The 24,616-nt window shown below is 30.8% G+C and carries 23 protein-coding genes; 19 read left to right on the top strand and 4 right to left on the bottom strand.

All coding sequences use genetic code 11. The annotated features are described in order from the left end of the window. Positions 1 to 36 precede the first annotated feature (36 nt). The 9 genes from AEBR_RS03460 to AEBR_RS03420 all read left to right on the top strand — a co-directional run bounded on the left by AEBR_RS03460 (position 37) and on the right by AEBR_RS03420 (position 10,719). Positions 37 to 291, top strand: coding sequence for a DUF4212 domain-containing protein (locus AEBR_RS03460; protein WP_128982259.1), 255 nt, complete (start codon positions 37 to 39; stop codon positions 289 to 291). 9 nt (positions 292 to 300) lie between these two features. Beyond that, a complete protein-coding gene (locus AEBR_RS03455; RefSeq protein ID WP_129088002.1) occupies positions 301 to 2,178 on the top strand; it encodes a sodium:solute symporter family protein in 1,878 nt (625 codons plus the stop codon). Between the two features lie 128 nt (positions 2,179 to 2,306). Next, positions 2,307 to 4,121, top strand: coding sequence for a DUF294 nucleotidyltransferase-like domain-containing protein (locus tag AEBR_RS03450; RefSeq protein WP_129088003.1), 1,815 nt, complete (start codon positions 2,307 to 2,309; stop codon positions 4,119 to 4,121). Further along, a complete protein-coding gene (locus AEBR_RS03445; protein WP_129088004.1) occupies positions 4,121 to 4,753 on the top strand; it encodes a 3'-5' exonuclease in 633 nt (210 codons plus the stop codon). The genes AEBR_RS03450 and AEBR_RS03445 overlap by 1 nt, the downstream gene beginning before the upstream one ends. 220 nt (positions 4,754 to 4,973) lie before the next feature. Next, positions 4,974 to 5,288 (top strand): DUF485 domain-containing protein, encoded by a 315-nt coding sequence (locus AEBR_RS03440; RefSeq protein WP_129088005.1) that lies wholly within the window; start codon positions 4,974 to 4,976, stop codon positions 5,286 to 5,288. Then, entirely contained in the window at positions 5,288 to 6,937 is a 1,650-nt protein-coding gene (locus AEBR_RS03435; protein WP_129088006.1) for a cation acetate symporter, read from the top strand. Before AEBR_RS03440 ends, AEBR_RS03435 begins: the two co-directional genes overlap by 1 nt. A 64-nt stretch (positions 6,938 to 7,001) precedes the next feature. After that, positions 7,002 to 8,843 carry a putative nucleotidyltransferase substrate binding domain-containing protein gene (locus AEBR_RS03430; protein WP_129088007.1) on the top strand — a complete coding sequence of 614 codons (1,842 nt, stop codon included), beginning with the start codon at positions 7,002 to 7,004 and terminating at the stop codon, positions 8,841 to 8,843. Further along, the gene (locus AEBR_RS03425) at positions 8,836 to 9,456 is read left to right on the top strand and encodes a 3'-5' exonuclease (RefSeq protein ID WP_129088008.1); all 621 of its coding nucleotides are present in this window, start codon (positions 8,836 to 8,838) and stop codon (positions 9,454 to 9,456) included. The genes AEBR_RS03430 and AEBR_RS03425 overlap by 8 nt, the downstream gene beginning before the upstream one ends. 75 nt (positions 9,457 to 9,531) lie before the next feature. Continuing rightward, a complete protein-coding gene (locus tag AEBR_RS03420) occupies positions 9,532 to 10,719 on the top strand; it encodes an acetate/propionate family kinase (RefSeq protein ID WP_129088009.1) in 1,188 nt (395 codons plus the stop codon). 14 nt (positions 10,720 to 10,733) lie between these two features. Here AEBR_RS03420 and AEBR_RS03415 read toward each other — a convergent pair whose 3' ends face one another. After that, positions 10,734 to 11,735, bottom strand: coding sequence for an AraC family transcriptional regulator (locus tag AEBR_RS03415; RefSeq protein WP_129088010.1), 1,002 nt, complete (start codon positions 11,733 to 11,735; stop codon positions 10,734 to 10,736). Positions 11,736 to 11,854: 119 nt separating this feature from the next. Between AEBR_RS03415 and cowN the strand changes: the two genes are divergently transcribed. The 5 genes from cowN (at position 11,855) to AEBR_RS03390 (ending at position 16,912) form a co-directional block, all read left to right on the top strand. Next, entirely contained in the window at positions 11,855 to 12,169 is a 315-nt protein-coding gene (cowN, locus tag AEBR_RS03410; RefSeq protein WP_128982279.1) for a N(2)-fixation sustaining protein CowN, read from the top strand. Positions 12,170 to 12,319: 150 nt separating this feature from the next. Beyond that, complete coding sequence (pta, locus tag AEBR_RS03405) at positions 12,320 to 13,312, top strand: phosphate acetyltransferase (RefSeq protein WP_129088011.1); 993 nt, start codon at positions 12,320 to 12,322, stop codon at positions 13,310 to 13,312. A gap of 19 nt (positions 13,313 to 13,331) precedes the next feature. Continuing rightward, on the top strand, positions 13,332 to 14,525 hold the full coding sequence (locus AEBR_RS03400; protein WP_128982283.1) for an acetate/propionate family kinase: 1,194 nt from the start codon (positions 13,332 to 13,334) through the stop codon (positions 14,523 to 14,525). Between the two features lie 169 nt (positions 14,526 to 14,694). Next, a complete protein-coding gene (pta, locus tag AEBR_RS03395) occupies positions 14,695 to 15,687 on the top strand; it encodes a phosphate acetyltransferase (protein ID WP_129088011.1) in 993 nt (330 codons plus the stop codon). Positions 15,688 to 15,706: 19 nt separating this feature from the next. Beyond that, a complete protein-coding gene (locus tag AEBR_RS03390; RefSeq protein ID WP_129088012.1) occupies positions 15,707 to 16,912 on the top strand; it encodes an acetate/propionate family kinase in 1,206 nt (401 codons plus the stop codon). Positions 16,913 to 16,981: 69 nt separating this feature from the next. On the opposite strand, the gene sppA is transcribed toward AEBR_RS03390, so the two are convergent. Genes sppA through aroQ form a run of 3 tightly spaced genes read right to left on the bottom strand, consistent with a single transcriptional unit; the run spans position 16,982 to position 19,582 of the window. Continuing rightward, complete coding sequence (gene sppA, locus AEBR_RS03385; RefSeq protein WP_129088013.1) at positions 16,982 to 17,869, bottom strand: signal peptide peptidase SppA; 888 nt, start codon at positions 17,867 to 17,869, stop codon at positions 16,982 to 16,984. Beyond that, complete coding sequence (gene mqnF, locus AEBR_RS03380) at positions 17,862 to 19,091, bottom strand: aminofutalosine deaminase family hydrolase (RefSeq protein ID WP_129088014.1); 1,230 nt, start codon at positions 19,089 to 19,091, stop codon at positions 17,862 to 17,864. Before mqnF ends, sppA begins: the two co-directional genes overlap by 8 nt. Positions 19,092 to 19,093: 2 nt before the next feature. Next, complete coding sequence (gene aroQ, locus AEBR_RS03375; RefSeq protein ID WP_128982291.1) at positions 19,094 to 19,582, bottom strand: type II 3-dehydroquinate dehydratase; 489 nt, start codon at positions 19,580 to 19,582, stop codon at positions 19,094 to 19,096. A 52-nt stretch (positions 19,583 to 19,634) separates the two neighbouring features. Between aroQ and AEBR_RS03370 the strand changes: the two genes are divergently transcribed. The 5 genes from AEBR_RS03370 (at position 19,635) to AEBR_RS03350 (ending at position 24,506) form a co-directional block, all read left to right on the top strand. After that, positions 19,635 to 20,675, top strand: a complete 1,041-nt coding sequence (locus AEBR_RS03370) for an aminopeptidase P family protein (protein ID WP_267284948.1) — start codon at positions 19,635 to 19,637, stop codon at positions 20,673 to 20,675. A 65-nt stretch (positions 20,676 to 20,740) separates the two neighbouring features. Beyond that, entirely contained in the window at positions 20,741 to 21,217 is a 477-nt protein-coding gene (folK, locus tag AEBR_RS03365) for a 2-amino-4-hydroxy-6-hydroxymethyldihydropteridine diphosphokinase (RefSeq protein ID WP_129088016.1), read from the top strand. Between the two features lie 89 nt (positions 21,218 to 21,306). Beyond that, positions 21,307 to 22,338, top strand: coding sequence for a tRNA 2-thiouridine(34) synthase MnmA (gene mnmA, locus AEBR_RS03360; RefSeq protein WP_129088017.1), 1,032 nt, complete (start codon positions 21,307 to 21,309; stop codon positions 22,336 to 22,338). 13 nt (positions 22,339 to 22,351) lie between these two features. Beyond that, positions 22,352 to 23,245: a helix-turn-helix domain-containing protein gene (locus AEBR_RS03355; protein WP_129088018.1), complete on the top strand. Its 894-nt coding sequence runs from the start codon at positions 22,352 to 22,354 to the stop codon at positions 23,243 to 23,245. A 91-nt stretch (positions 23,246 to 23,336) separates the two neighbouring features. Continuing rightward, the gene (locus AEBR_RS03350) at positions 23,337 to 24,506 is read left to right on the top strand and encodes an MFS transporter (protein WP_129088019.1); all 1,170 of its coding nucleotides are present in this window, start codon (positions 23,337 to 23,339) and stop codon (positions 24,504 to 24,506) included. Positions 24,507 to 24,616: the final 110 nt, after the last annotated feature.

Raw genomic sequence — 24,616 nt, 5'->3', positions numbered from 1 at the left:
ATTATATTTTAGTAAATTAAAAAAAAGGAGTATTACATGAGTCCTGAGAAAGCTCAAGCTTATTGGAAAGAAAACATTTCAACTATACTTAAATTATTAGTTGTATGGTTTATTGTCTCTTTTGGTTGTGGAATTCTATTTATTAATGAACTTAATCAAATTGAAATTTCTGGTGTTAAATTAGGGTTTTGGTTTGCACAACAAGGTGCAATCTATGCATTCGTTATATTGATTTTTGTTTATGTTGCAAAAATGGCATCAATTGATGAAAAATATGGCGTACATGAATAGGAGTCATAGATGGAATTACAAACATTAATATATTTATTCGTAGGCGTTTCATTCGCACTATATATTGGTATTGCACTTTGGGCAAAAGCTGGTTCTACTAAGGACTTCTATGTTGCAGGTGGTGGTGTTCATCCAGTTGCAAATGGTATGGCTACGGCTGCAGACTGGATGTCAGCTGCATCATTTATTTCAATGGCAGGGATCATTGCATTTAAAGGTTCTGATGCGAGTGCATACTTAATGGGTTGGACAGGTGGATACGTTCTACTTGCAATGTTACTAGCTCCATATTTAAGAAAATTTGGTAAATTTACTGTTCCTGACTTCGTGGGAGATAGATACTACTCAAATGTAGCAAGAACTGTTGCTGTTATTTGTGTAATCTTTATTTCATTTACATATGTTGCAGGACAAATGAGAGGGGTTGGTATTGTATTCTCAAGATTTTTACAAGTTGATGTAAATACAGGTGTACTTATTGGTATGGCAATTGTATTCTTCTACTCTGTACTTGGTGGAATGAAAGGTATTACTTATACTCAAGTTGCACAATATTGTGTAATGATTATGGCATATTTAATTCCTGCAATCTTCTTATCTTTACAGATTACAGATACATTTTTCCCACAATTAGCACTTTTTGGTCAAACAACATTTGCTTTTGATGATGGAGTAAAAGTTATTCCTGAAGGAACATACTTATTACATGCCTTGGATACAGCCATTACAGACCTTGGATTTAAAGCTTATACTGAGCCAGGAAGTTTATGGAATATGTTTATGTTAACAACTGCACTTATGCTTGGTACAGCTGGTCTTCCACACGTTATTGTTAGATTTTTTACAGTTCCAACTGTAAAAGATGCTAGAATCTCTGCTGGTTGGGCACTTGTATTTATTGCAATTATGTATACAACTGCATCTTCAGTTGCTGCATTTGCTAGATTAAATTTAATCAAAAATGTACAAAATGTTGAATATAAAGCGTTTGTTGCTGGTGAATTAAAACACGCAGATGGAACTCCAAATCATGGTAAATGGTTCAACACTTGGGAACAAGGTGGATTATTAGCATGGACAGATAGAAATGGAGATGGTAAAATTCAATATGCTCCAGGTGATGCATTTGATGGTAAAGGTGGAAAACCTGTATTTGATGGAACGAATGTTGGTCCAAATGGTGAAAGAGCTACAACTAATGGTAAACCATTAGCAAATACTGGAAAAATTGAAAATGAATTATATGTTGATAGAGATATTATGGTTCTTGCAAATCCAGAGATTGCAAACTTACCTAATTGGGTTATTGCATTCATAGCTGCTGGGGGTCTTGCAGCAGCACTATCAACAGCAGCGGGATTATTACTTGTAATTGCATCAGCAATCTCTCATGACTTAATGGGACAAGTAATATTTAGAGATCCAGAGACTGGAAAATCTAAATTAACAGAAAAAACTGAATTAACTTGGGCAAGAATTTCAGCGGTAGTTGCAATTTGTGTGGCAGGTTATTTAGGAATTAACCCTCCAGGTTTCGTTGCACAAGTTGTTGCTTTTGCATTTGGTCTTGCGGCAGCTGCATTCTTCCCTACAATTATTCTTGGAATATTTGATAAAAGAATGAATAAAGAGGGTGCAATTGCAGGTATCCTAACAGGTCTTATCTTTACATTCGGGTATATTGTATACTTCGTATTCTTAGGTGGAAAACCAGAAGATTATTTCTTAGGAATTGCACCAACTGGTATTGGTACAATTGGTACAATCTTACACTTAATAGTGGCATTTGCTGTATCAAGAATGACGCCAGAACCACCGCAACATGTTCAGGAACTAGTAGAGTCTATTAGATTACCTAACAACGCTGGGGAAGCTCACAATCACTAAAAAAGTTCAACCTTCGGGTTGACTTTTTTATAGTGCTTTTTTTTATCACTTATCTTAAGGGATAAAAAAGAGTACTCTTCTTTAGATTATCTTTACTATAATAAATTAAACTAAATCAAGGAGATTTGATGAGTCTTCGAGATCAAAAATCTTTTCTTTCAAATATACACCCCTTTGAACTCTTGGCAGAAGAACAAATGGACAAATGTATTAGACACATGGATATTGCATACTATGCAAAAGGAGAGGTTTTAATAACTCCAGAAAAAATTCCTAATCACTTTTTTATTGTAATTAAAGGGATTGTCCATGAGTATAAAGAGGATGAGATATTGATGGATTTCCATCAACAAGACTCTTTTGACGCGAACTCTTTAATCTATGGGAAAACAAACAATAGCTTTAGGGTCTATGAAGATTTAATCTGTTATGAAATCGAAAAAACAATATTTCTTGAACTAATTGAACAAAATGAAGGATTCAAAGATTTCTTTTTAAACAATCTAGTTAATAAATTCCAAACACTAAAAGAGAAAGAGTATAAATCAGAACTCTCTTCTTTTATGATTGCAAGAGTACATGATACTATACTTCATCCTGCTTGTATTGTTGAAAAAGGAACTACCCTAATTGATGCAATTGAAAAATCAATGGAATATGCAACTTCTACAATTCTTGTAAAAGGTGAAAATGAGTATGGAATTATTACAGACTCACTTTTAAAGGTAAAAGTTCTTTTAGAAGGAAGAGATTTAAATATACTTGTTGAAGAGATTGCTATTTTCCCTTTGATTACTATCAATCAAGATGATTATCTTTTTGATGCCTTAACTCTTCTAATCAAAAAAAATATCAAAAGAGTTGGTGTTGTTGACAATAGTGGCAAAATGTTAGGAACACTGGAACAAATTGATGTTTTATCTCATTTTGCAAACCACACTTTTGTTGTTGATACAAAAATAAAAAATGCAAGAAATCTAGAAGAGTTAAAAGATGCAAGTGGTGAGTTAATAAGTACCATAAGAACACTTAATGCAAAAGGTGTAAAAGTAAATCATATTTCAAGTTTAATAGGTCAGCTAAATACTAAAGTCTATAAAAAGATTTATAAATTTATTGTTCCTAAAGAGCTTCAAAAAGATGCTTGTTTTATTGTTATGGGAAGTGAAGGGAGAAATGAACAAATTATAAAAACTGACCAAGATAATGCATTGGTTGTAAAAGATGGAATAGATGTTGAACAATATAGACCATATATGCAAGAGATGACTAAAACATTAATAGATTTTGGTTATCCACCATGTGAAGGCAATATTATGGTTAGTAACCCATTTTGGTGCAAAACTGTACAACAATATAAAAGTGAAACAGCAAGATGGATTGAAGCACCAGCCATGCAAAACTACATGGATTTGGCAATATTTTTTGACTCTTTTGCAGTTGCAGGAGAAAAAGAGTTACTTATAAATTTAAAAGATGACTTGTTTAATAAACTTCACGATAAAGATGTTTTTATGGCATATTTTGCCAAAGCAACACTAACTTTTGATACTCCAAGTACAGTTGCAAATTTTATGACAAAAACTTACTTTATAGATATTAAAAAGACTGGAATATTTCCAATAGTTCAAGGGATTAGAAGCTTGGCTTTAAGGGAAAAAATCAGAGAAACTACAACAGTAAAAAGAATAAAAATCTTAAATCAAAAAAAAGTTCTAGAAAATCAGATGGCAAATGAACTTTTAGAAGCTTTTGAAGTTCTAAATACCCTAAGACTGAAATCTCATCTTCACCAACTACAAGATAAAAAGAAGATAAACAATGAGATAGATACTCACGCTCTAGGGAAAATAGAGAGGGATCTATTAAAAGATAGTTTTAAAATTGTAATCAGCTTTAAAAAATTTATTATCTACACGTTTAGAATAGAAAAGATTTTATAATGTTAAAAAAATTTATGAATAAAATTCGAAAGAATAGTCTAAAGGACAAAAATTTTGAATATCTTTTTAATGAACCACCAAAAGATGAATATGTGTGTTTAGATTGTGAAACAACAGGATTAAATCCAAAAAAAGATGAAATTTTATCTATTGGTGCAGTTATAATCAAAAAAAATAAGATTTTAATGAGAGATACTCTAAATATCTTTGTAAAACCCTCTAAAGGTATAAATAGTGCATCAATTAAAATTCATCAAATAAGACCTGTAGATTTAGAAAATGCCTCTGAACCAAAAGAAGCAATTTTTAAACTTCTTGAGTTTATAGGAAATAGACCAATAATTGGTTATTACATAAAATTTGATATTGCAATTATTTCTAAATATACAAAAGAGTATATAGGAATATCTCTTCCTAATCACCAAATTGAAGTTTCATCAATGTACTTTAAAACAATAAAAAGAAGAAGTGAGTATGAATTTGTTGATTTGAAATTTGACACAATTATGAAAGAGTTGGATATTCCTGAACTTGGAAAACATGATGCACTAAATGATGCGCTTATGACCTCAATGATTTTTCTAAAACTTAAGGATAAAGCACCTGCTAACACAACTTTTTATACTGGTTAAAGATTCGATTTTATGGGTTTCGTAGCATTAAAATAGCATTTTATTTTCATCTTGTAACTATTAGTTACTAACTCTTTTCAACAACTTAAATTTTACTTAAAAATCATTTCTTGATTTTGTCTAATTTACAAAAAAATGTATAATTTTTCAAGTTTTAGTTATTAATGTTTGCAACGTAGAGTAAATAATTGACTAAAAATAAAAAAGGGAAGGATAATTTATGAATGATGAATTAGTAGCAAAAATCAAAGCAAATCCTAACTATCAAGAGTTAGTAAAAAAAAGAACAGGCTTTGCCGTAAAACTTGGAATTTTTGTTTTGGTAATGTTTTACTCATATATTCTAACAATCGCATTTAACCCATCAATTCTTGGAACAAAAACAGGAGATGGAGTTATGACTATAGCATACCCTATTGGGATTGCAATCATTGTTATTAGTTTTATAACAACTTTAATATATGTGGCAAAAGCAAATGGTGAGTATGAAGATTTGATTGAAAAAGTAAGAGAAGATGTAAAGGATGAATTATAATGTTTAAAATATTTGCAATTTTATCAGTTTTAGCAGTTGCACTATTTGCAGGGGGAGATGCAACTTTTGAAGCAACAAAAAGAGAGTTGAATATCCCTGCAATTATAATGTTCTTTATCTTTATTGGTGGAACTTTAGGTATCACTTATTGGGCGGCAAGAAGAACAAAATCAGCTAGTGATTTTTATACAGCTGGGGGAGGTATCTCTGGATTTCAAAATGGTATGGCGATTGCAGGGGATTATATGTCTGCGGCATCATTCTTAGGTATCTCTGGACTTGTTTATCTAAAAGGTTATGATGGACTTGTTTATGCGGTTGGATTTTTAGTTGGTTGGCCTGTTATTTTATTTTTAATGGCAGAAAAACTAAGAAACTTAGGTAAATTTACTTTTGCAGATATTGCTGCATATAGACTTGGACAAAAAGAGATTAGAACACTAGCTGCTTTTGGTTCATTGGCTGTTGTTACTTTATACCTAATTGCACAAATGGTTGGTTCAGGAAAACTTATTCAAGTTCTATTTGGTTTAGAGTATGAGTATGCTGTTGTACTTGTTGGGGTAATGATGATTATTTATGTAACTTTTGGTGGAATGCTTGCAACAACTTGGGTACAGATTATTAAAGCAATTTTACTACTATCTGGAGTTTCTTTTATGGGATTTATGGTTCTAAGCCATTTTGGATTTAGTTTTGAAGCTCTTGCAACAAAAGCAGTTGAGATACACAAAGATGGACAAGCAATTATGGAACCAGGAGGATTAGTTTCTGATCCAATTTCTGCAATATCTTTAGGACTTGCATTAATGCTAGGAACAGCTGGATTACCACACGTTCTTATGAGATTCTTTACAGTTGGAAATGCAAAAGAGGCTAGAAAATCTGTTGTTTATGCAACAGGATTTATTGGTTACTTCTATTTAGTAATTGCAATTATTGGTCTTGGTGCAATTGTATTTTTAAACTCTCCAGAGGGAGCTAAATATTTTGTAGATGGTAAACTATTTGGTGGAAATAATATGGCTGCTATTCACCTTTCACATGTTGTAGGTGGAAATGTATTTTTAGGATTTATTTCAGCTGTTGCTTTTGCAACTATTTTAGCTGTTGTATCAGGACTAACTCTAGCAGGAGCTTCTGCAATATCTCATGATATTTATGCATCTGTAATTAATACAAATGCAACAGAAGAGCAAGAGATTAGAATCTCTAAAATTGCAGTAATTGTTATTGGTATTATTGGTGTTTTACTTGGTATTGCATTTGAACAACAAAATATTGCATTTATGGTTGGTCTTGCTTTTGCTATTGCAGCATCGGCAAATTTCCCTATTCTATTTTTATCAATTTATTGGTCAAGACTTACAACAAGAGGAGCAGTTATTGGTGGATTTATTGGATTACTTACAGCTGTAATTTTGGTTATACTTGGACCAACTGTTTGGGTTAGTATTTTACATAATGAAGAGGCTATCTTCCCATACAAATACCCTGCTTTATTCTCAGTAACAGCAGCATTTGTTGGTATTTGGTTCTTCTCTATTACAGATAACTCTCAAAGAGCAAAAGATGAACAAAAAGCTTTTGAAGCACAAAGTGTAAGAGCTGAAACAGGATTTGGAGCAGCAGGAGCTGTTGACCATTAACAAATATATCAAAGGATTTTTTCCTTTGATATTGTAAAATTTTCAAAGGGCGAAGAGGTATAAAATGAGCATACATGAACAAATAGCTTTTATAAAAGAGATTCCACCTTTTGATAATCTTACAAAGTCTCAACTAGATTTTTTTGCAGAAAATCTTGATATTATCTATTTAAAAAAAGATGTTATTCTCCAACAAGAGGGAGTTGAACCCAAAAATCTTTACTTTATCATCAAAGGAATTGTACAAGAAAAACAAGCAGAGGAAGTAATCTCTATTTACTCAAATAGTGAAATTTTTGATCCAATTTCACTTATAGAAAACCGTTCAAAATACTCGTTTGTAACTGCTCAAGAGACAATTTGTTATATTCTACCAAGGGCTGCATTTATAAAAATCTTACATGAAAATCCAGCTTTAGAGAGTTTTTTCTTTCAATCAATTTCACAAAAACTAAATGCAAATATGGATAATGAAAAGAACAAAGATTTAGCAAATATGATGGTTGCAAAAGTAAAAGATGCAAATGTACATAGAGCTGTAATAGTTCCTTTTGAAACCACAATTTTTGAAGCAGTACAAATAATAAAAGATGAAAGAGTTCCAACTCTTTTGTTAAAGGATAACAAAGATGAGATTCATATTGTAACTGACTCTGATTTTAGAGAAAAAGTTATTTTAAACAGAATGGATTTTGATGATATAGTTGGAAAGATTTCAAACTCAGGACTTAAGTATGTAAATGAAAATGATTTTTTGTTTAATGCCCAACTTCTTATGACAAAACATAGATTAAAACGTTTAGTTGTAAAAAATAACAAAGATGAAATAGTTGGAATTATTGATCAAATTTCACTCTCTTCATTTTTTGCAACCCATACTTTTTCTGTCTCAAATGAGATTGATAATGCAAAAAATATTGAAGAACTTAAAAAAGCAAGCCAATCATTTAATAAAATAATTAAATCCCTTCACGCAAAAGGTGTAAAAGTTGATTTTATTTCAAGATTAATCAATCAACTAAATAGAAAAGTGATGAATAAACTTTTCCTTATGTTAGCTCCAAAAGAGTTAATTGGAAAATCAGCTCTTCTTGTAATGGGAAGTGAAGGAAGAGGTGAACAAATATTAAAAACTGACCAAGATAATGCATTACTTATTGATGATTCTTGTGAGTGTACGCAAGAACAAATAGAAGAGTTTGCAAAACTATACACAGAGACTTTGGTTGATTTTGGATTTCCTAGATGTGAAGGAAATATTATGGTTTCAAACCCTTATTGGTGTAGAAGATTAAAAGATTTTAAAGATTTAATTTATGAATGGGTAATGAAACCAAGTGGTGATAATTTTATGAATCTTGCTATTTTTTATGATGCTGTATGTGCTTCAGGAAATAGAGTACTTTTAGATGAGTTAAAAGAGTATCTTTTTAAAATAGGTTCAACTTCAAAAACCTTTTATATGCACTTTGCAAAAATCATTATGGACTTTAATGTTCCCCTTGGTTTTTTTGATGGATTTGTTTTTGACTCAAAAGATAAAGAGCACAAAGATGAAATAGATATCAAAAAAGGTGGTATTTTTATTATAGTTCAAAGTATCAGAACTCTTAGTTTAGAGCATAAATTAATGAGAGTAAACACCCTAAAAAGAATCCAAGAGTTAGAAAAAAAAGGAGAGTTTGATAAAGAGTTTGCCTCTGAAATAACTGAAGCTTTTAACTTTTTACTAACTTTAAAACTAAAATCAAATCTGGAAAAACTAGATAGCGGCAAAAAAATTGACAACTATATAAACCCAGAAAATCTTACAACAATGGAAAAAGATTTACTAAAAGATAGTTTTAAAATTGTTAATAAATTAAAGAAAAAACTTGAACACCACTATAAGTTAAATTATGTTTAAAAAGATAGAAAACTACTTTAATAAAAAAAATCTAAAAGATGAAAAATATCTATATCTTTTTGATAAACCTTCTTGTGAGGAGTATGTCTGTTTTGATTGCGAAACCACAGGATTAAACCCAAAAAAAGATGATATTATCTCAATTGGTGCTGTTATAATAAAAGAGAATACTATTCTTTCAAGTAAAAAATTTATTAAGTTTATAAAACCAAAAACAAAACTTCAAGAGGAAGCTATAAAAGTTCATCACATAAGAGAGTGTGATTTGGAAGAGGCAGAAGATATTGATAACGTTATTAATGAATTTCTTGAATTTATAGGAAATAGAAAACTTGTAGGTTATTTTTTAGAGTTTGACCTTGCTATGATAAATAAATATTTAAAACCCAAAATTGGTATAAAACTACCAAATAGAGCCTATGAAGTCTCTGCAATATATCATGATTGGAAAATTGAAAAAATTCCTCAAAGTAATATTGACCTAAGATTTGATACAATTATGAGAGAGTTACAAATTCCCACTATGGGAAAACATGATGCATATAATGATGCAATCATGACCGCTATGATGTTTATTAAACTCAAAAATCAACCAAAAGTTAAAATAAAATAGATACTTTTGTTGATATACAACATACATACATCTTAGAAAAAATATAAATTTTACACAATATAAAGGAGAGAGTCGATGTTAATTCTTGTTTTAAATGCAGGTAGTTCATCACTAAAATATCAATTAATTAATGCTGAAACAGGAGAGGTTAAAGCTTCTGGACTTTGTGAGAGAATTGGTATTGATGGAGTAATGAAACACGAGATTGCTGAGTATAGAAAATTGGTAATTGATCATCCAATGCCTACACACAAAGAAGCAATAGAGTTTATGTTAAATATCCTAACACATGATGATACACAAGTAATTGCAAGTATTGATGAAATTTCAGCTATTGGACACAGAGTTGTTCATGGTGGAGAGTATTTTAAAAGATCAACACTAATAAATAAAAGTGTAATCAGAAAAATTGAAGAGCTTATTCCACTTGCACCATTACACAACCCTGCACATATTTTAGGTATTAATATTTGTCAAGAGCTAATGCCTGGAAAACCAAATGTTGCAGTATTTGATACAGCATTTCACCAAACAATGCCTGAAGAAAACTACCTTTATGCTGTTCCCCATGAAGACTATACAGAACACCATTTAAGAAAATATGGTTTCCATGGAACAAGCCACTTCTATGTTTCAGGTGAAGCAATTAAAATGTTGGATAAAAAAGATACAAAAGTTATTGTTTGTCACTTAGGAAATGGTTCATCAATTTGTGCTGTTAAAAATGGTAAATCAGTTGATACAACAATGGGATTAACTCCACTTGAAGGTCTTATTATGGGAACAAGAAGTGGAGATATTGATGCAGGTGTTGTGCCATATCTAATGGAAAAAAAGGGTATGGATACTCACCATATTATTGATTATTTAAATAAAAAATCAGGAATCTTGGGAATTTCTGGAATTTCATCTGATTTAAGAGAAGTTATTAGAGCAGCTAATGAAGGAGATCATAGATCAAAAATTTGTATAGAGATGCTTTGTAATAGAATTAGAAAATATATTGCTTCATACACAGCTGTATTAGGTGGAGTTGATGCTATATGTTTTACAGCTGGAATTGGAGAAAATGCTGACTTAATTAGAGAAAAAGTTTGTACTGGTCTTGAATTCTTAGGTGTAGAAATTGATAAAAAGAAAAACAAAATAAGAGAGAGTACAAATAGGGAGATAAACAAAGATAGTTCTAAAGTTAAAATCTATGTTATCCCTACAAAAGAAGAGTATGTAATTGCTCAAGACACATATAAACTTGTAAAGTAAAAGAGTTCTCTCTTTTACTTTAATTTTAAATTCTGCGTTGGTGTTTTATCAAAATAGTTTTTATATGCTCTAAAGAAAGAGCTTGGTTCGCTATATCCTAAATAAAAAGCAATACTGCTAAAATCCATTTTGGTATTGTTTATATAGTGATTTGCTAAATTCATTCTAACAGATAAAAGTGCATCTCTAAATTTTTTGTTCTCTTGTTTTAAACTATATTGTAAAGTTCTAGTTCCCATCCCTAATTTTTGAGCAATAAACTCTATACTTATCTCATTTTCACCAATATTTTTAAGTATCTCTCTTTTTACTTTACTATAACAAGAGCTCTCTTTCATATCATCTAAAATTTTATTTGCTTGCATCTTAAAATACTCAAGCATTGCTGGATTTGAATTATCAACTTTTGTTAAGAGTGTTCTATGGTTAAAAAATATAGAGTTTTCACCTGCATCAAAAAAGATTCTCTCCCCAAATATCTTTTTATACTCATCTAAGTGGGAAACTCTCTCCCCTGAAAAGTAGGTTTTATCTGGAACAATTTTCTTATCTACTATTTGAGAAAGAATTGAAAGAATTGCACTTAAGTGAACTTCTGCATGAAAACTTGGTACAGGAATAGATGGATTTTCATTGATATAAATTGAAAGTTTATAGTACTCTTCACTTAGTTCTAAATGAAACTTAACAAATCCACTAATTAAATTCTGATAATAATTAAACTTCTCTATCATATCTTTTAAGGAATCTGCATTTAACATTAAATAACCAAGAATACCTAAAGAGTGATAGGTTATAGAACTTCCAATTTTTAAAGAGAGAGAAAAATCATTGCTTTTTTCCATACAATATTTAAAGATTTCAGATAGTTTTCTACTATTTATTTGATAATCAGTTCTTAGAATAATCTCTTTGTCTAAATTTGCAACCTCTAACATCTCTTCAATAGATATTTTTGTATTTGCTTGAAGAGCTTTTAATACATAATGAAAGGTTACAGATGAGACTTTTACCATAAAATTACCCCTATTTCGTAAAATGTCAATAGATATTTCACATTATAACATATACTTGCAGTCTTGATTGTGTATAATTTCTACAATTTAATGTATAAAAATTATTTGGAGGAGGATTAATGTCTAAATTAGAGATTAAAGTAGATGAGAGTTATGAGAGTTTTAAAAACATAGATTGTTTTGAAAATGCTTGTGTTGTTATTGATAATATGTTAAGGGTTCTTGAAAATCCAAAAAATATGAATATCTATTGGAAAAAAATCATTCCAATGATTCCTCAAGCATATTATACAAGAGATCCAAAAGCAGATACAAAAGAGGAGTTACTGTATTTGGTATGTTCAAATAGTTTCTATCTTGATGAACTTTTTGAAAAAGCAGAAGATGAAGAGGCAATTCATGCTTTAAGTAAATGTGAGCAGGAGTGTTGTTAAGAAAAGTAACAAAAGTCACATTATGTAAAAATAGTGTCTTTATTCTAAACACTTAATAGGAAAATTAAAATTCTTTATCTCTAAAACTATTTAAAATGCTATTTTTATGCTACGCTTTCATTATGTAATTTATAATGAAGGAAGCGAATAATGGGTTTAATAGAGAGTATTAAAGAGAATGCAAAAAGAGAGCTTAAAACTATAGTACTTCCAGAACCAGAGGATGAGAGAGTCCTAAAAGCTACGGCAATGGTTTTGGAAGAGAAAACTGCAAATGTAATCTTAATTGGAAACGAAGAGAAGATTAAAGCAGATGCAAACTCATGTGGTGCCAACATAGAAGGTGCTACGATTATCGATCCTAAATCTTATGCTGGAATAGATAAATATATTCACGAATTAATGGAATTAAGAAAATCTAAATGTATGACTAAAGAAGAGGCAACTGAACTTATGACTAGTGAGCCTAGATTTTTTGGTTGTATGATGGTAAGACTAGGTGATGCAGATGGCTTAGTTGCAGGATCAAACTCACCAACTGCTGATGTATTAAGAGCAGGAATTCAAGTAATAAAAACAGCACCAGGGATAAAAACTGTATCATCAGCATTTGTAATGGAAACAGCAGATGGTAAATTTGGAGACAATGGACTTCTATTGTTTGCAGATTGTGCAGTATTACCAGAACCAACAGCAGAACAATTAGCTGACATTGCTTCTAGTACAGCAGCAACAGCTAAATCAGTTGTAGGGTTAGAGCCAAGAGTAGCAATGTTATCATTTTCTACAATGGGAAGTGCTTCACATCCACTTGTATCAAAAGTACAAGAGGCAGTTCAAATATTAAAAGATAGAGCTGTTGATTTTGCTTTTGATGGAGAGATGCAAGCGGATGCAGCAATAGTTGAAGCAATTGGAGCAAAAAAAGCGCCAGATTCAAAAGTAGCAGGAAAAGCTAATATATTAGTATTCCCTGATTTACAATCTGGAAATATAGGGTATAAATTAGTACAAAGATTTGCAAATGCACAAGCGCATGGACCAATTGTACAAGGATTAGCAAAACCAGTAAATGACTTATCAAGAGGGTGTTCAGTAGAAGACATTGCAAACTTAGTAGCTATAACAGCAACACAATGTTAATAAAAGAAGGGGAAAAGACATGTTAGTATTTATTTTAAACGCAGGTAGTTCATCATTAAAGTATCAATTAATGAATCCAGTGATAAAAAAAGTTTTTGCATCAGGGATTTGTGAGAGAATTGGTATAGATGGGGTATTAAAGCATGAGTATGGGGATGGCAAAGAGCTTAAGTTAGAGATTGACATGCCTACACACAAAGAAGCTATTGAAGCTGTTTTATCTACTTTAACTGTGGGTGAAGGTAAGGTTATTGATTCAATTGATAGTATCCAAGCAACAGGACATAGGGTTGCCCATGGTGGAGAGTTTTTCCAAAAATCAACACTTGTTACAGAAGAGGTTATTGCTAAAATTGAGGCGCTTATTCCCTTAGCACCTCTGCATAACCCTGCAAATATTTTAGGAATGAAAATTTGTCAAGAGCTACTTCCAGGAAAACCAAATGTTGCTGTTTTTGATACTGTGTTTCATCAAACTATGCCTGATTATGCTTATATGTATGCCTTGCCTTATGATCAATATACTAAACACAAAATTAGAAAATATGGTTTCCATGGGACAAGCCACTACTATGTTTCAAATGAAGCTAGACAAATGTTAGATAAAAAAAGAAACACAAGAATTATTGTTTGTCACTTAGGAAATGGTTCATCTGTAACAGCTGTATTAAATGGAAAATCAATTGATACTTCAATGGGTCTTACTCCTGTTCAAGGTCTTATGATGGGTACTAGATCTGGAGATGTTGGTGCTGGTGCAATTAGTTATATGATGAAACAAGAGGGACTTGATATTGACCAAATAACTGAACTTATGAACAAAAAATCTGGTATCTTGGGAATCTCTGGAAAATCCTCTGACTTAAGGGAAGTTCTTGCTGCTATGCACGATGATGAAAGATGTAGATTAGCTGTTGATATGGTTGCTTATAATATCAAAAAATATGTTGGTTCTTATGTTGCTGCACTTGATGGTGTTGATGCTTTATGTTTTACTGGTGGTATTGGTGAAAACTCTGCACTTATTAGAGAGATAGTTTGTACTGGACTTGATGGTATGGGATTAGTTTTAGACCCAATCAAAAATAATAAAAATAGAAATGATGCAAGGGATATTGCAACAAATAGTTCTGCTGCTAGAATCTTTGTTATTCCAACAAATGAAGAGTATGTAATTGCTAATGACACTTATAAAGTTGTTATGGAATCATAACAATTTATAATAGAAAGAGAATCCATTTTTATTATCAAAAGTAACTATTTTTAACATCTAGAAACATTTTTGTGTAAAATTTTCAAAAAATAATTGCTTTTAGATAAATGCTATTTATATGCTACTCTTCAATATTATAATTCATTCAACTCACAAGAAAGGGCAAGGAATGGGTTTAATAGAGAGTATTAAAGAGAATGCAAAAAGAGAGCTTAAAACTATAGTACTTCCAGAACCAGAGGATGAGAGAGTCCTAAAAGCTACGGCAATGGTTTTGGAAGAGAAAACTGCAAATGTAATCTTAATTGGAAACGAAGAGAAGATTAAAGCAGATGCAAACTCATGTGGTGCCAACATAGAAGGTGCTACGATTATCGATCCTAAATCTTATGCTGGAATAGATAAATATATTCACGAATTAATGGAATTAAGAAAATCTAAATGTATGACTAAAGAAGAGGCAACTGAACTTATGACTAGTGAGCCTAGATTTTTTGGTTGTATGATGGTAAGACTAGGTGATGCAGATGGCTTAGTTGCAGGATCAAACTCACCAACTGCTGATGTATTAAGAGCAGGAATTCAAGTAATAAAAACAGCACCAGGGATAAAAACTGTATCATCAGCATTTGTAATGGAAACAGCAGATGGTAAATTTGGAGACAATGGACTTCTATTGTTTGCAGATTGTGCAGTATTACCAGAACCAACAGCAGAACAATTAGCTGACATTGCTTCTAGTACAGCAGCAACAGCTAAATCAGTTGTAGGGTTAGAGCCAAGAGTAGCAATGTTATCATTTTCTACAATGGGAAGTGCTTCACATCCACTTGTATCAAAAGTACAAGAGGCAGTTCAAATATTAAAAGATAGAGCTGTTGATTTTGCTTTTGATGGAGAGATGCAAGCGGATGCAGCAATAGTTGAAGCAATTGGAGCAAAAAAAGCGCCAGATTCAAAAGTAGCAGGAAAAGCTAATATATTAGTATTCCCTGATTTACAATCTGGAAATATAGGGTATAAATTAGTACAAAGATTTGCAAATGCACAAGCGCATGGACCAATTGTACAAGGATTAGCAAAACCAGTAAATGACTTATCAAGAGGGTGTTCAGTAGAAGACATTGCAAACTTAGTAGCTATAACAGCAACACAATGTTAATAAAAGAAGGGGAAAAGACATGTTAGTATTTATTTTAAACGCAGGTAGTTCATCATTAAAGTATCAATTAATGAATCCAGTGATAAAAAAAGTTTTTGCATCAGGGATTTGTGAGAGAATTGGTATAGATGGGGTATTAAAGCATGAGTATGGGGATGGCAAAGAGCTTAAGTTAGAGATTGACATGCCTACACACAAAGAAGCTATTGAAGCTGTTTTATCTACTTTAACTGTGGGTGAAGGTAAGGTTATTGATTCAATAAATGATATTGAAGCAATTGGGCATAGAGCAGTTCACGGAGGAGAAGAATTCTCAGGTTCAGTAATGGTAACAAATAAAGTTATTGACACAATGAAAAGATTAATACCTTTAGCTCCACTTCATAACCCAGCAAATATTCTTGGTATGGAGATCTGCCAAGAGTTAATGCCTGGAAAACCAAATGTTGCTGTTTTTGATACTGCATTTCACCAAACTATGCCTGATTATGCTTATATGTATGCTCTGCCATATGATCAATATACTAAACATGGTATTAGAAAATATGGTTTCCATGGTACAAGTCACTACTATGTTTCAAATGAAGCTAGACAAATGTTAGATAAAAAACACAATACAAGAATTATTGTTTGTCACTTAGGAAATGGTTCATCTGTTTCTGCTGTTTACAATGGGAAATGTATTGATACTTCAATGGGTCTTACTCCTGTTCAAGGTCTTATGATGGGTACTAGATCTGGAGATGTTGGTGCTGGTGCACTACAATATATGATGAGCCAAGAGGGAATCACTATTGATGAAGCATTAAATGTTATGAACAAAAAATCTGGTATTTTAGGAATCTCTGGAAAATCCTCTGACTTAAGAGAGGTGTTAGATGGTATGACAGCAGGTGATGATAGATGCAGATTAGCTGTTGATATGGTTGCTTATAATATCAAAAAATATGTTGGTTCTTATGTTGCTGCACTTGATGGTGTTGATGCTTTATGTTTTACTGGGGGGATTGGTGAAAATGCTGCACTTATTAGAGAGAAAGTTTGTGCAGGATTAGATGCAATGGGATTAGTTTTAGACCCAGTAAAAAATAATAAAAGAAGAAAAGATGCAAGAGACATTGCAACAAATGGTTCACACTCAAGAATCTTTGTTATTCCAACAAATGAAGAGTATGTAATTGCTAATGACACTTATAAAGTTGTTATGGGAAATAAATCTTGTTAAAAAATTAGAAGTCAAACCTAATACTGAATAATAAGATAAAGGGAGGAGAGTTTTACTCTTCTCCCTTTTTTAATAGGCTTTTAAAGTTGAGTTAAACATAACAGAGAAGTTTGTTACAGCTTCACTTATAACTCTGTCTAAAAACTTATCAAATTTATCCTCTTTTTTCCAAGAAGGCTTATCAACTTTTGATAGTTTTATAATCAAATTTTTTGCATAAGTAAGAGTTGCAACATCATCAACCAAACCAACCTCTTTTGCTTGAGAAGAGGTAAAAATATGTGCATCTGCAAATTTTGTATGGTCTTGAACTTTTAATTTTCTTGCCTTCGCCACATCACTTACAAACATTTGATATGTGTCATTTATAACCTTTTCAAGCTCTTGCTTTTCTGGTTCTGACCAAGCTCTTGTTGGGGTTCCTGACTCTTTATATTTTCCAGCTTTTATTGTTTGGGTTTTAACTCCAATTTTATTCATTAGCTCTTCAAGATTTGTACCTTGAAAAATAACTCCAATAGAACCAATCATAGCCCCAGGGTTTGCAACAATTTTATTTGCCCAAATTGAAGCATAATAACTTCCACTTGCCATAACTCCACTTGCATAAGCTACAACAGGTTTTACAGAACTTAACTCTTTTATTGCATGTGAAAGTTCAACAGAAGGAGCAACTGCACCACCAGGAGAGTTAACATCTAAAAGAACACCTTTTATATTGCTATTTCTTTTAGCTTCATCTATTTGTTCCATAACTTTTTCAATACTCATAATTGGACCAAATAGCTCAATTTTTTGCAAATTTGCCTGTTCTAAGCCATTTCCACTTGTTGCATCATTTGAACTTGAAACAACAAAATAGATGATTGTTAAAAAGACTATTGTTTTAAAATATTTTGTAATAAAATCAAGTATCGCAATAATAGGATAAAATAGTTTTTTTAAAGTATCAAACATCAATACCTCCAATGATAGTTTTATCTGTATTTTTTATATGTAAAATTATATTCATTTCTAAATACTCTTCATCTTCTACCTCATCAGGTAAGAAGATTGCTATTATATCAGCATCAAAACCTTTTTTAAGTTCACCTTTGTTTAAACCTAATGCCAAAGCACCATTTTTTGTAGCAGCTTTAACTAAAAGTTTGGCTAATTTTACAATATCATGTGAAGTATGAATCATAAGTGCATTTCTTAACTCATCAAACATAGACAAAGAGTTATTAGAGCTCAAGCCATCTGTTCCAATAGAAAAAGGAAGATTTATATCTATTAGTTTTTCTATATCAAGTTTAGAGTTATTTAAAACTCTATTTGAAGTTGCACAATGATTTATTACCGCCCCTAACTCTTTTATTTTTTCTAAATCATTGTTTGATGCCTCTACACAATGGGAAAAAGAAAGAGTATCTATTTTACTAAACTGTTCTAAAAACTGCATTGGTTTTGTAACAGCTTTTTCTTGTCCTAAAAAGTTTTTAAAAAACTCTAAAAAACCACCTTCATCTTTATGTAACCACTCAAACTCTTGTGGTGATTCTAAAAAGTGAGCAGAAACTTTTAAATTCTCTTCTCTTGCAAGTTTTAATGACTCTCTTACTAAAAAAGGGTGAACAGAGTATGGAGAGTGAATTGCAACACTAGGATAAAATCCCTCTCTTTTTCTCTTTTTAGAAAGCTCTAATCTAGATTTAAAATCTGAGAAAAGAGTATCTATCATATCTGGTTTGCTTCCAATAACTTCATTAAAATAAACAACATTTAAATCAGATTCAAAACAAGAATCTAAATCAAATGAATAAGAAGAGATTGCTCCAATTGTTGTTGTTCCACTTCTTTTTATAAAGTCCAATTTCTCTTTTATTAGGCTTTTTGTTGCTTTTTCAACAAGTTTTTCCCTTGAGGTTATAACTGAATTAAGCCAAGTTAAAAAGTTACCATATTTTAGTGTTGTTGTATTTGAAGAGAACTCTAAATGGATATGAGAGTTTATAAGGCCTGGCATTAAAACTGAGTTTTCACCTAAATCTTGAATCTCCAAAGAGGGATATTTCTCTTTTATAAATTCATAAGTTGCTACATCAATGATTTTTTTATCATAAACAATAGCACCATCTTTTATAATGGTACTATTTTCATCACAAGTTAAAACCCACGATGCTTTTAATGCTTTCATAGTTATTTTTGTTGAGCTTCAGCTTGAGCTTTTTGTTGTTGAGCTTGAACTGCTTTTACTTCAGAGATAATTTGAGTTAAAGCCATAAGTCCCATATGATAACCAAATGGACCAAAACCTGTAATAACACCTGTTACTGCAGCTGCTGTAACTGATTTTTGTCTATACTCTTCTCTTTTATAAATATTTGAAATATGTACTTCAATTGTTGGTAAATTTACTGCACTTAAAGCATCTTTGATTGCAATAGAAGTGTGAGAATAAGCTGCAGGGTTAATTAAAATCCCATCCACTTCACCTAAACACTCTTGGATTCTATCAACTATTTCACCCTCAAGATTTGACTGAAAAAATTCTAACTCAACACCATTTTGAGCTGCACCAGCTTTCATTTGTTCATGAATTTGTTCTAAACTCATCGGACCATAAATATGTTGTTCTCTAATTCCTAACATATTTAGATTTGGACCTTGAATTACCGCTATTTTCATATTATATTTCCTTTTATAATTTTTGGGTAAGATTATATTCTAATTTTGTTTAATTAAAAGGAAAACTATGAAGAACTACATTTTACTAAATGAAAATGCAATATATTATGAATGTGGCTTCTCATGCGACAATGTAGTTTTTTTAAACCTAGGAGATGACAAATATTTTATAACTGATGCAAGATACACAACTGAGGCAAAAGAGTTTGCAAAAGGGTGCGAAGTTGTACAGAGTTCTGACCTTGTTGAAGATGTAAAAAATATATTAAAAAAATCAAAAATCAAAAAGATAACTTTTGATCCAAATGACTTCAAACTCTCTTTTTATCAAAAAGTAGTAGAAAATACAAAAACAAAATTTGAAGCAATAGAGAATTTTTCTAAACAAAAAAGAATCATCAAAAGTGATGAAGAGATAGAACTTCTAAAAAAAGCTGCAAATATTGGAAGAGCTGGTTTTAAAGAACTTGCTAAATATATTAGAAAAAATGGTTACAATCAAAGTGAAAACTATCTTCACTTTAAAGCAATTGAAAAACTAAGTCATAGTGGCAAATACGATTTAAGTTTTGACCCAATAGTTGCAATAAATAAAAATGCAGCAAAACCCCATGCACTTCCAACAAAAACAAAACTAAAACTAAATGATTTGGTTTTAGTTGATGCTGGAGTTAAATATAAAAGATATTGTTCAGATAGAACTTGTACCTCAAATGTAAATTTTGAAAATTTCAATTTTAAAAGAGAACAAAAATTCAAAAATAAAAAACACCAAAAAATTTATGATTTGGTTCTAAAAGCTCAATTAAATGCAATCCAAAAAGCAAGGGTTGGAATGAAAGCTTCTCAAATTGACCAATTAACTAGGGAAATAATAACCAAAGGTGGTTATGGAGATTATTTTGTACATAGCACAGGACATGGAGTTGGACTTGATATCCATGAGTTTCCAAATATAAACTCAAAATCTGATGTTATTATTGAAGATAACATGGTATTTACAATTGAACCAGGTATTTATTTGCCAAATGAATTTGGAGTTAGAATTGAGGATACTGTTGTTATGAAAAATGGTAAAGCACAAATCCTATAATTTTTGATTTTTTAACAAAAATAAATCTTGACTAATTTTATAATGTATATTTTTTGGAACAAATTATGAAAAAAAAATTGACTTCACAATTAACTATTTTTAAAACTTCCAATTTCCCTAGAAAAATCAAAATAAACTCAAACAAAAAGTATTGTGTAACTATCGGTATTGGGGGAAATATTGGAAATACAAAAAAATTCTTTGATAAACTATTCTTATATTTAAAATCTGATACAAGATTTGATGTACTTATAACCTCTCCCCTACTTCTAAACCCTCCCTTTGGTTTTTTGGAGCAGAATCACTTTTTAAATGGTATAATTGCGCTCAAAACTAATCTAGCACCAAATGCTTTTTTAAAGAGTATGCAAAGATTAGAGAAAAGATTGGGAAGAAAGCGATCCTTTCAAGATGCGCCTAGGACCTTGGATATTGATATAATTTTTTTTGATAATAAAAAAATAAATACAGAAAAACTTATTATACCTCACAAAAATTGGGCCCATAGAGAGTCAGTGACTATTCCTTTAAAATATATGTAGAACAAGTTTTTTGTTCTCTTTAGAATTTTACTACTTTTAAAGTAGATATTAAATTTCAGTTCCTAAAAGGGACTTTTTAAAGGTTAAATATGAAAAAAGTAATGGTTGGGATGAGTGGAGGAATTGACTCATCGGTTACGGCATATATGCTACAAAACGAAGGATATGAAGTAGAAGGAATCTACCTAAAACTTCATAACAGAACAGACGGTTATCACGAAAAAAATCTTGGTTATATAAAAGATGTTGCTAATTTCTTAGGTATAAAATACCATATTTTAGATTTGGCAGATGAGTTTAAAGAGGAAGTTTATGACTACTTTGTTAACTCATACTTAGAAGGAACTACACCAAATCCATGTGTAAAATGTAATAGACAGATTAAATTTGGAGCAATGCTTGATTTTGCAAAAGAGCATGGAGCTTCATATCTTGCAACTGGTCACTATGCAAAAACAGATGGAGAGTTTTTTTATGAAGCTGATGATAAAACAAAAGATCAAAGCTATTTTTTATCACAAGTAACTAAAGAAGCACTTCCTTATATGATGTTTCCACTTAGCACATATAAAAAAGAGGATATTATCAAATTTGGTGAAAAACTAGATTCAGCTTATAAAAGAATTACAGAGAAAAATGAGTCACAAGAGATCTGTTTTGTTGAGACTGTTTATACTGATGTGGTAAAAAGACATGCAAATATTGATATGCCTGGAAATGTTTTAGATGAAGAGGGAAATGTTGTAGGAAAACATAAAGGATATATGCACTATACAATTGGTAAAAGAAGAGGTTTTACAGTTGATGGTGCCCATGAACCTCACTTTGTTACTAAACTAAATCCAACAGACAATACTATTATTGTTGGTAAAAAAGAGGCTTTAGAGATAAATAGTGTTGAGATTGAAAATCTTAATATGTTTATTGATGAAAAAGAGTTTGACTGTACTGTTAAGTTAAGATATAGATCAAAATCTACACCTTGTCATGTAAAACTTGAAAACAACAAAGGACAAATTGAGCTAAAAGAGCCAGTTTTTGGGGTAGCTTCAGGACAGCTTGCAGTTTTTTATAAAGATGAAAAGGTATTAGGTAGCGGGTGGATAAAAAACACTAAATAGTGTATAATTTTTTATGGAAAGTTTAGAAGAATTTTATCAAAGAATATCAGTAGCATTACCCCAAAATATTAATAGTGATATTGGTCATTTTAATATTTTCAAAAGAGGTGATCATTTAAATTGTTCTACTTTACCTTATAGTAGAAAAGATTATTTTAAAATAACTCTTTTAAAGGGGAAAAATAGAATTCACTATGCTCAAAAAACAGTTCAAAGTGACAAATATGCTTTGATGTTCTCTGATCCTTTGGTTCCATATAGTTGGGACTCTTTAGATGGTAAGAAAGATGGATATTTTTGTATTTTTACAGAATCCTTCTTTCACTATTTTGGTAAAGTAAGAGATTATCCCGTTTTCAAACCAAATCAAAACAAACTTTTTTTATTGGATGAAGATAGTTTAATTAGATGTGAAAAAATATTTTTAGAGATGGAAAAAGAGATAAACTCTGACTATGAATATAAAGATGATTTATTAAGAAACCTAACACTAGAGCTTATTCATCTTGCAATGAGAATGGAACCTGCAAAAGAGTCTTATATTGAACCTAAAAATAAAAAAAATAAGATATCAACACTTTTTAATGATCTTTTAGAGAGACAATTTCCTATAAATTTACCCTATGAAAGATTAGAACTTAAAAATCCAAATGATTATTCAAGACTATTAGATATTCATACAAATCATCTAAATAGAATATTAAAAGAGACCACTTCAAAAACTACAAGTGAGATTATTGCTTCAAGAATACTTGATGAAGCAAAAATTTTATTAAAACACAGCTCATGGAAAGTAAATGAAATTTCATACTCACTTGGATATGAAGACTCAGCACATTTCATAAATTTTTTTAAAAAAAGAGTTAATTACACCCCTCAAAAATACCGAACTCTTGAAAATGTTTGAATTGTGCAACTTTTGAGTTGATTAACGCATAAGTTAGATTTTGTTTTTTTGTTAAACTTTTCTTCTTATAAAATTAAATCGAGGTTCTAAAATGATTACAAAAAAACAATTATTAGTAATGTCCCTTTCTACAGGAATAAATGTTGCAAATATTTATTATAATCAACCAATATTAAATACTATTGCACAGGATTTAAATGTAAGCCACATGGCAGTTGGAAATCTACCAACTTTTTCACAAGCAGGATATGGACTTGGTCTTCTTTTAGTTAGTCCCCTTGGAGATAAAATTGATAGAAAAAAACTTATTATTATTTTGCATTATTGTTTAGCTCTAACTCTTGTTGGACTATCTTTTATCACAAATATTTATGTACTATATTTTTTAAGTTTATTAACTGGTCTGTTTGCTGTTTCAGCACAAGTTGTTATTCCAATGGCTGCAGCCATGAGCCCAAGGGAAAAAGGTAAAACTGTAGGAACTATTTTTAGTGGATTATTAGGGGGAATTTTAATAGCAAGAACTTTTAGTGGATATGTAACTGATTTTTTTGGAAATTGGCATTATGTATTTGCAATCTCTGCACTATTAGTATTAATGTGTAATTACTTCATAATTAAAACTTTACCAAATATGGAAACACATTTTGATAAAAGTTACCCTTCATTAATCAAATCATCAATTTTTCAACTAAAAAGATTCTCTCTTTTAAGAAGAAACTCTTTATTGATTGCTCTTTCATTTGGTGTGTTTTGTTCTTTTTGGACAACATTAACATTCAAATTAAGTGAAGAGCCATTTAATTATAACAGTGATGTAATTGGATTATTTGGTATTTTAGCAATTACAGGAGTTATTTTAGCTCCAAAAATTGGAAAACTTGCAGACAGAGTAAATCCAATTTTTACAAAATTTTTATCAGTTATTTTTTTAATTGTAAGTATCTTGGCAATTAGATGGTTTGAGGATTCACTTTTTGCATTTATCTTTGCAACAATTCTACTTGATATTGGTGTTCAAGCAATTCAAATTAGTAACTTAGCTCAAATTTATACCTTAGATGAAAAAGCTCACAGCAGAATAAATACAGCCTATATGTCAATTATGTTTTTAGGTGGAGCAATTGGAACTTTTGTTGGAGTTTTAGCTTGGCAAAATGGTGGATGGAATTATGTAACAGGGCAGTTACTAATATGGTCAATACTAGCTTTGTTTGTGCTGTTATATAGTTTGAAATATAATAAAATAGTAGATAATTAAACAAGCTAGCTATTTTAGATAGCTAGCAAAATTATTATTAGATTTTTTAATAAACTAATTTAAATGATTTTCCCTAAATTATGTATAAGTAATAAGAGGATATAATCCCA

Origin of the sequence: Halarcobacter ebronensis (assembly GCF_013201825.1) — a bacterium.
In the GTDB taxonomy this organism is placed as follows: Bacteria; Campylobacterota; Campylobacteria; order Campylobacterales; family Arcobacteraceae; genus Halarcobacter; species Halarcobacter ebronensis.
The sequence above is the reverse complement of the archived record's forward strand: the minus strand, read 5'-3'. Positions and strand labels throughout refer to the sequence as shown.

Bases quoted from the DNA above. Each gene is read 5' to 3' on its own strand.
- mnmA (WP_129088017.1), top strand. From the start codon at position 21,307: ATGAAAAAAGTAATGGTTGGGATGAGTGGAGGAATTGACTCATCGGTT.
- AEBR_RS03415 (WP_129088010.1), bottom strand. From the start codon at position 11,735: ATGGTAAAAGTCTCATCTGTAACCTTTCATTATGTATTAAAAGCTCTT.
- AEBR_RS03420 (WP_129088009.1), top strand. From the start codon at position 9,532: ATGTTAATTCTTGTTTTAAATGCAGGTAGTTCATCACTAAAATATCAA.
- aroQ (WP_128982291.1), bottom strand. From the start codon at position 19,582: ATGAAAATAGCGGTAATTCAAGGTCCAAATCTAAATATGTTAGGAATT.
- AEBR_RS03455 (WP_129088002.1), top strand. From the start codon at position 301: ATGGAATTACAAACATTAATATATTTATTCGTAGGCGTTTCATTCGCA.
- AEBR_RS03435 (WP_129088006.1), top strand. From the start codon at position 5,288: ATGTTTAAAATATTTGCAATTTTATCAGTTTTAGCAGTTGCACTATTT.
- AEBR_RS03355 (WP_129088018.1), top strand. From the start codon at position 22,352: ATGGAAAGTTTAGAAGAATTTTATCAAAGAATATCAGTAGCATTACCC.
- folK (WP_129088016.1), top strand. From the start codon at position 20,741: ATGAAAAAAAAATTGACTTCACAATTAACTATTTTTAAAACTTCCAAT.
- AEBR_RS03445 (WP_129088004.1), top strand. From the start codon at position 4,121: ATGTTAAAAAAATTTATGAATAAAATTCGAAAGAATAGTCTAAAGGAC.
- cowN (WP_128982279.1), top strand. From the start codon at position 11,855: ATGTCTAAATTAGAGATTAAAGTAGATGAGAGTTATGAGAGTTTTAAA.
- pta (WP_129088011.1), top strand. From the start codon at position 12,320: ATGGGTTTAATAGAGAGTATTAAAGAGAATGCAAAAAGAGAGCTTAAA.
- pta (WP_129088011.1), top strand. From the start codon at position 14,695: ATGGGTTTAATAGAGAGTATTAAAGAGAATGCAAAAAGAGAGCTTAAA.
- AEBR_RS03425 (WP_129088008.1), top strand. From the start codon at position 8,836: ATGTTTAAAAAGATAGAAAACTACTTTAATAAAAAAAATCTAAAAGAT.
- AEBR_RS03450 (WP_129088003.1), top strand. From the start codon at position 2,307: ATGAGTCTTCGAGATCAAAAATCTTTTCTTTCAAATATACACCCCTTT.
- AEBR_RS03460 (WP_128982259.1), top strand. From the start codon at position 37: ATGAGTCCTGAGAAAGCTCAAGCTTATTGGAAAGAAAACATTTCAACT.
- sppA (WP_129088013.1), bottom strand. From the start codon at position 17,869: ATGTTTGATACTTTAAAAAAACTATTTTATCCTATTATTGCGATACTT.
- AEBR_RS03400 (WP_128982283.1), top strand. From the start codon at position 13,332: ATGTTAGTATTTATTTTAAACGCAGGTAGTTCATCATTAAAGTATCAA.
- mqnF (WP_129088014.1), bottom strand. From the start codon at position 19,091: ATGAAAGCATTAAAAGCATCGTGGGTTTTAACTTGTGATGAAAATAGT.
- AEBR_RS03390 (WP_129088012.1), top strand. From the start codon at position 15,707: ATGTTAGTATTTATTTTAAACGCAGGTAGTTCATCATTAAAGTATCAA.
- AEBR_RS03350 (WP_129088019.1), top strand. From the start codon at position 23,337: ATGATTACAAAAAAACAATTATTAGTAATGTCCCTTTCTACAGGAATA.
- AEBR_RS03430 (WP_129088007.1), top strand. From the start codon at position 7,002: ATGAGCATACATGAACAAATAGCTTTTATAAAAGAGATTCCACCTTTT.
- AEBR_RS03440 (WP_129088005.1), top strand. From the start codon at position 4,974: ATGAATGATGAATTAGTAGCAAAAATCAAAGCAAATCCTAACTATCAA.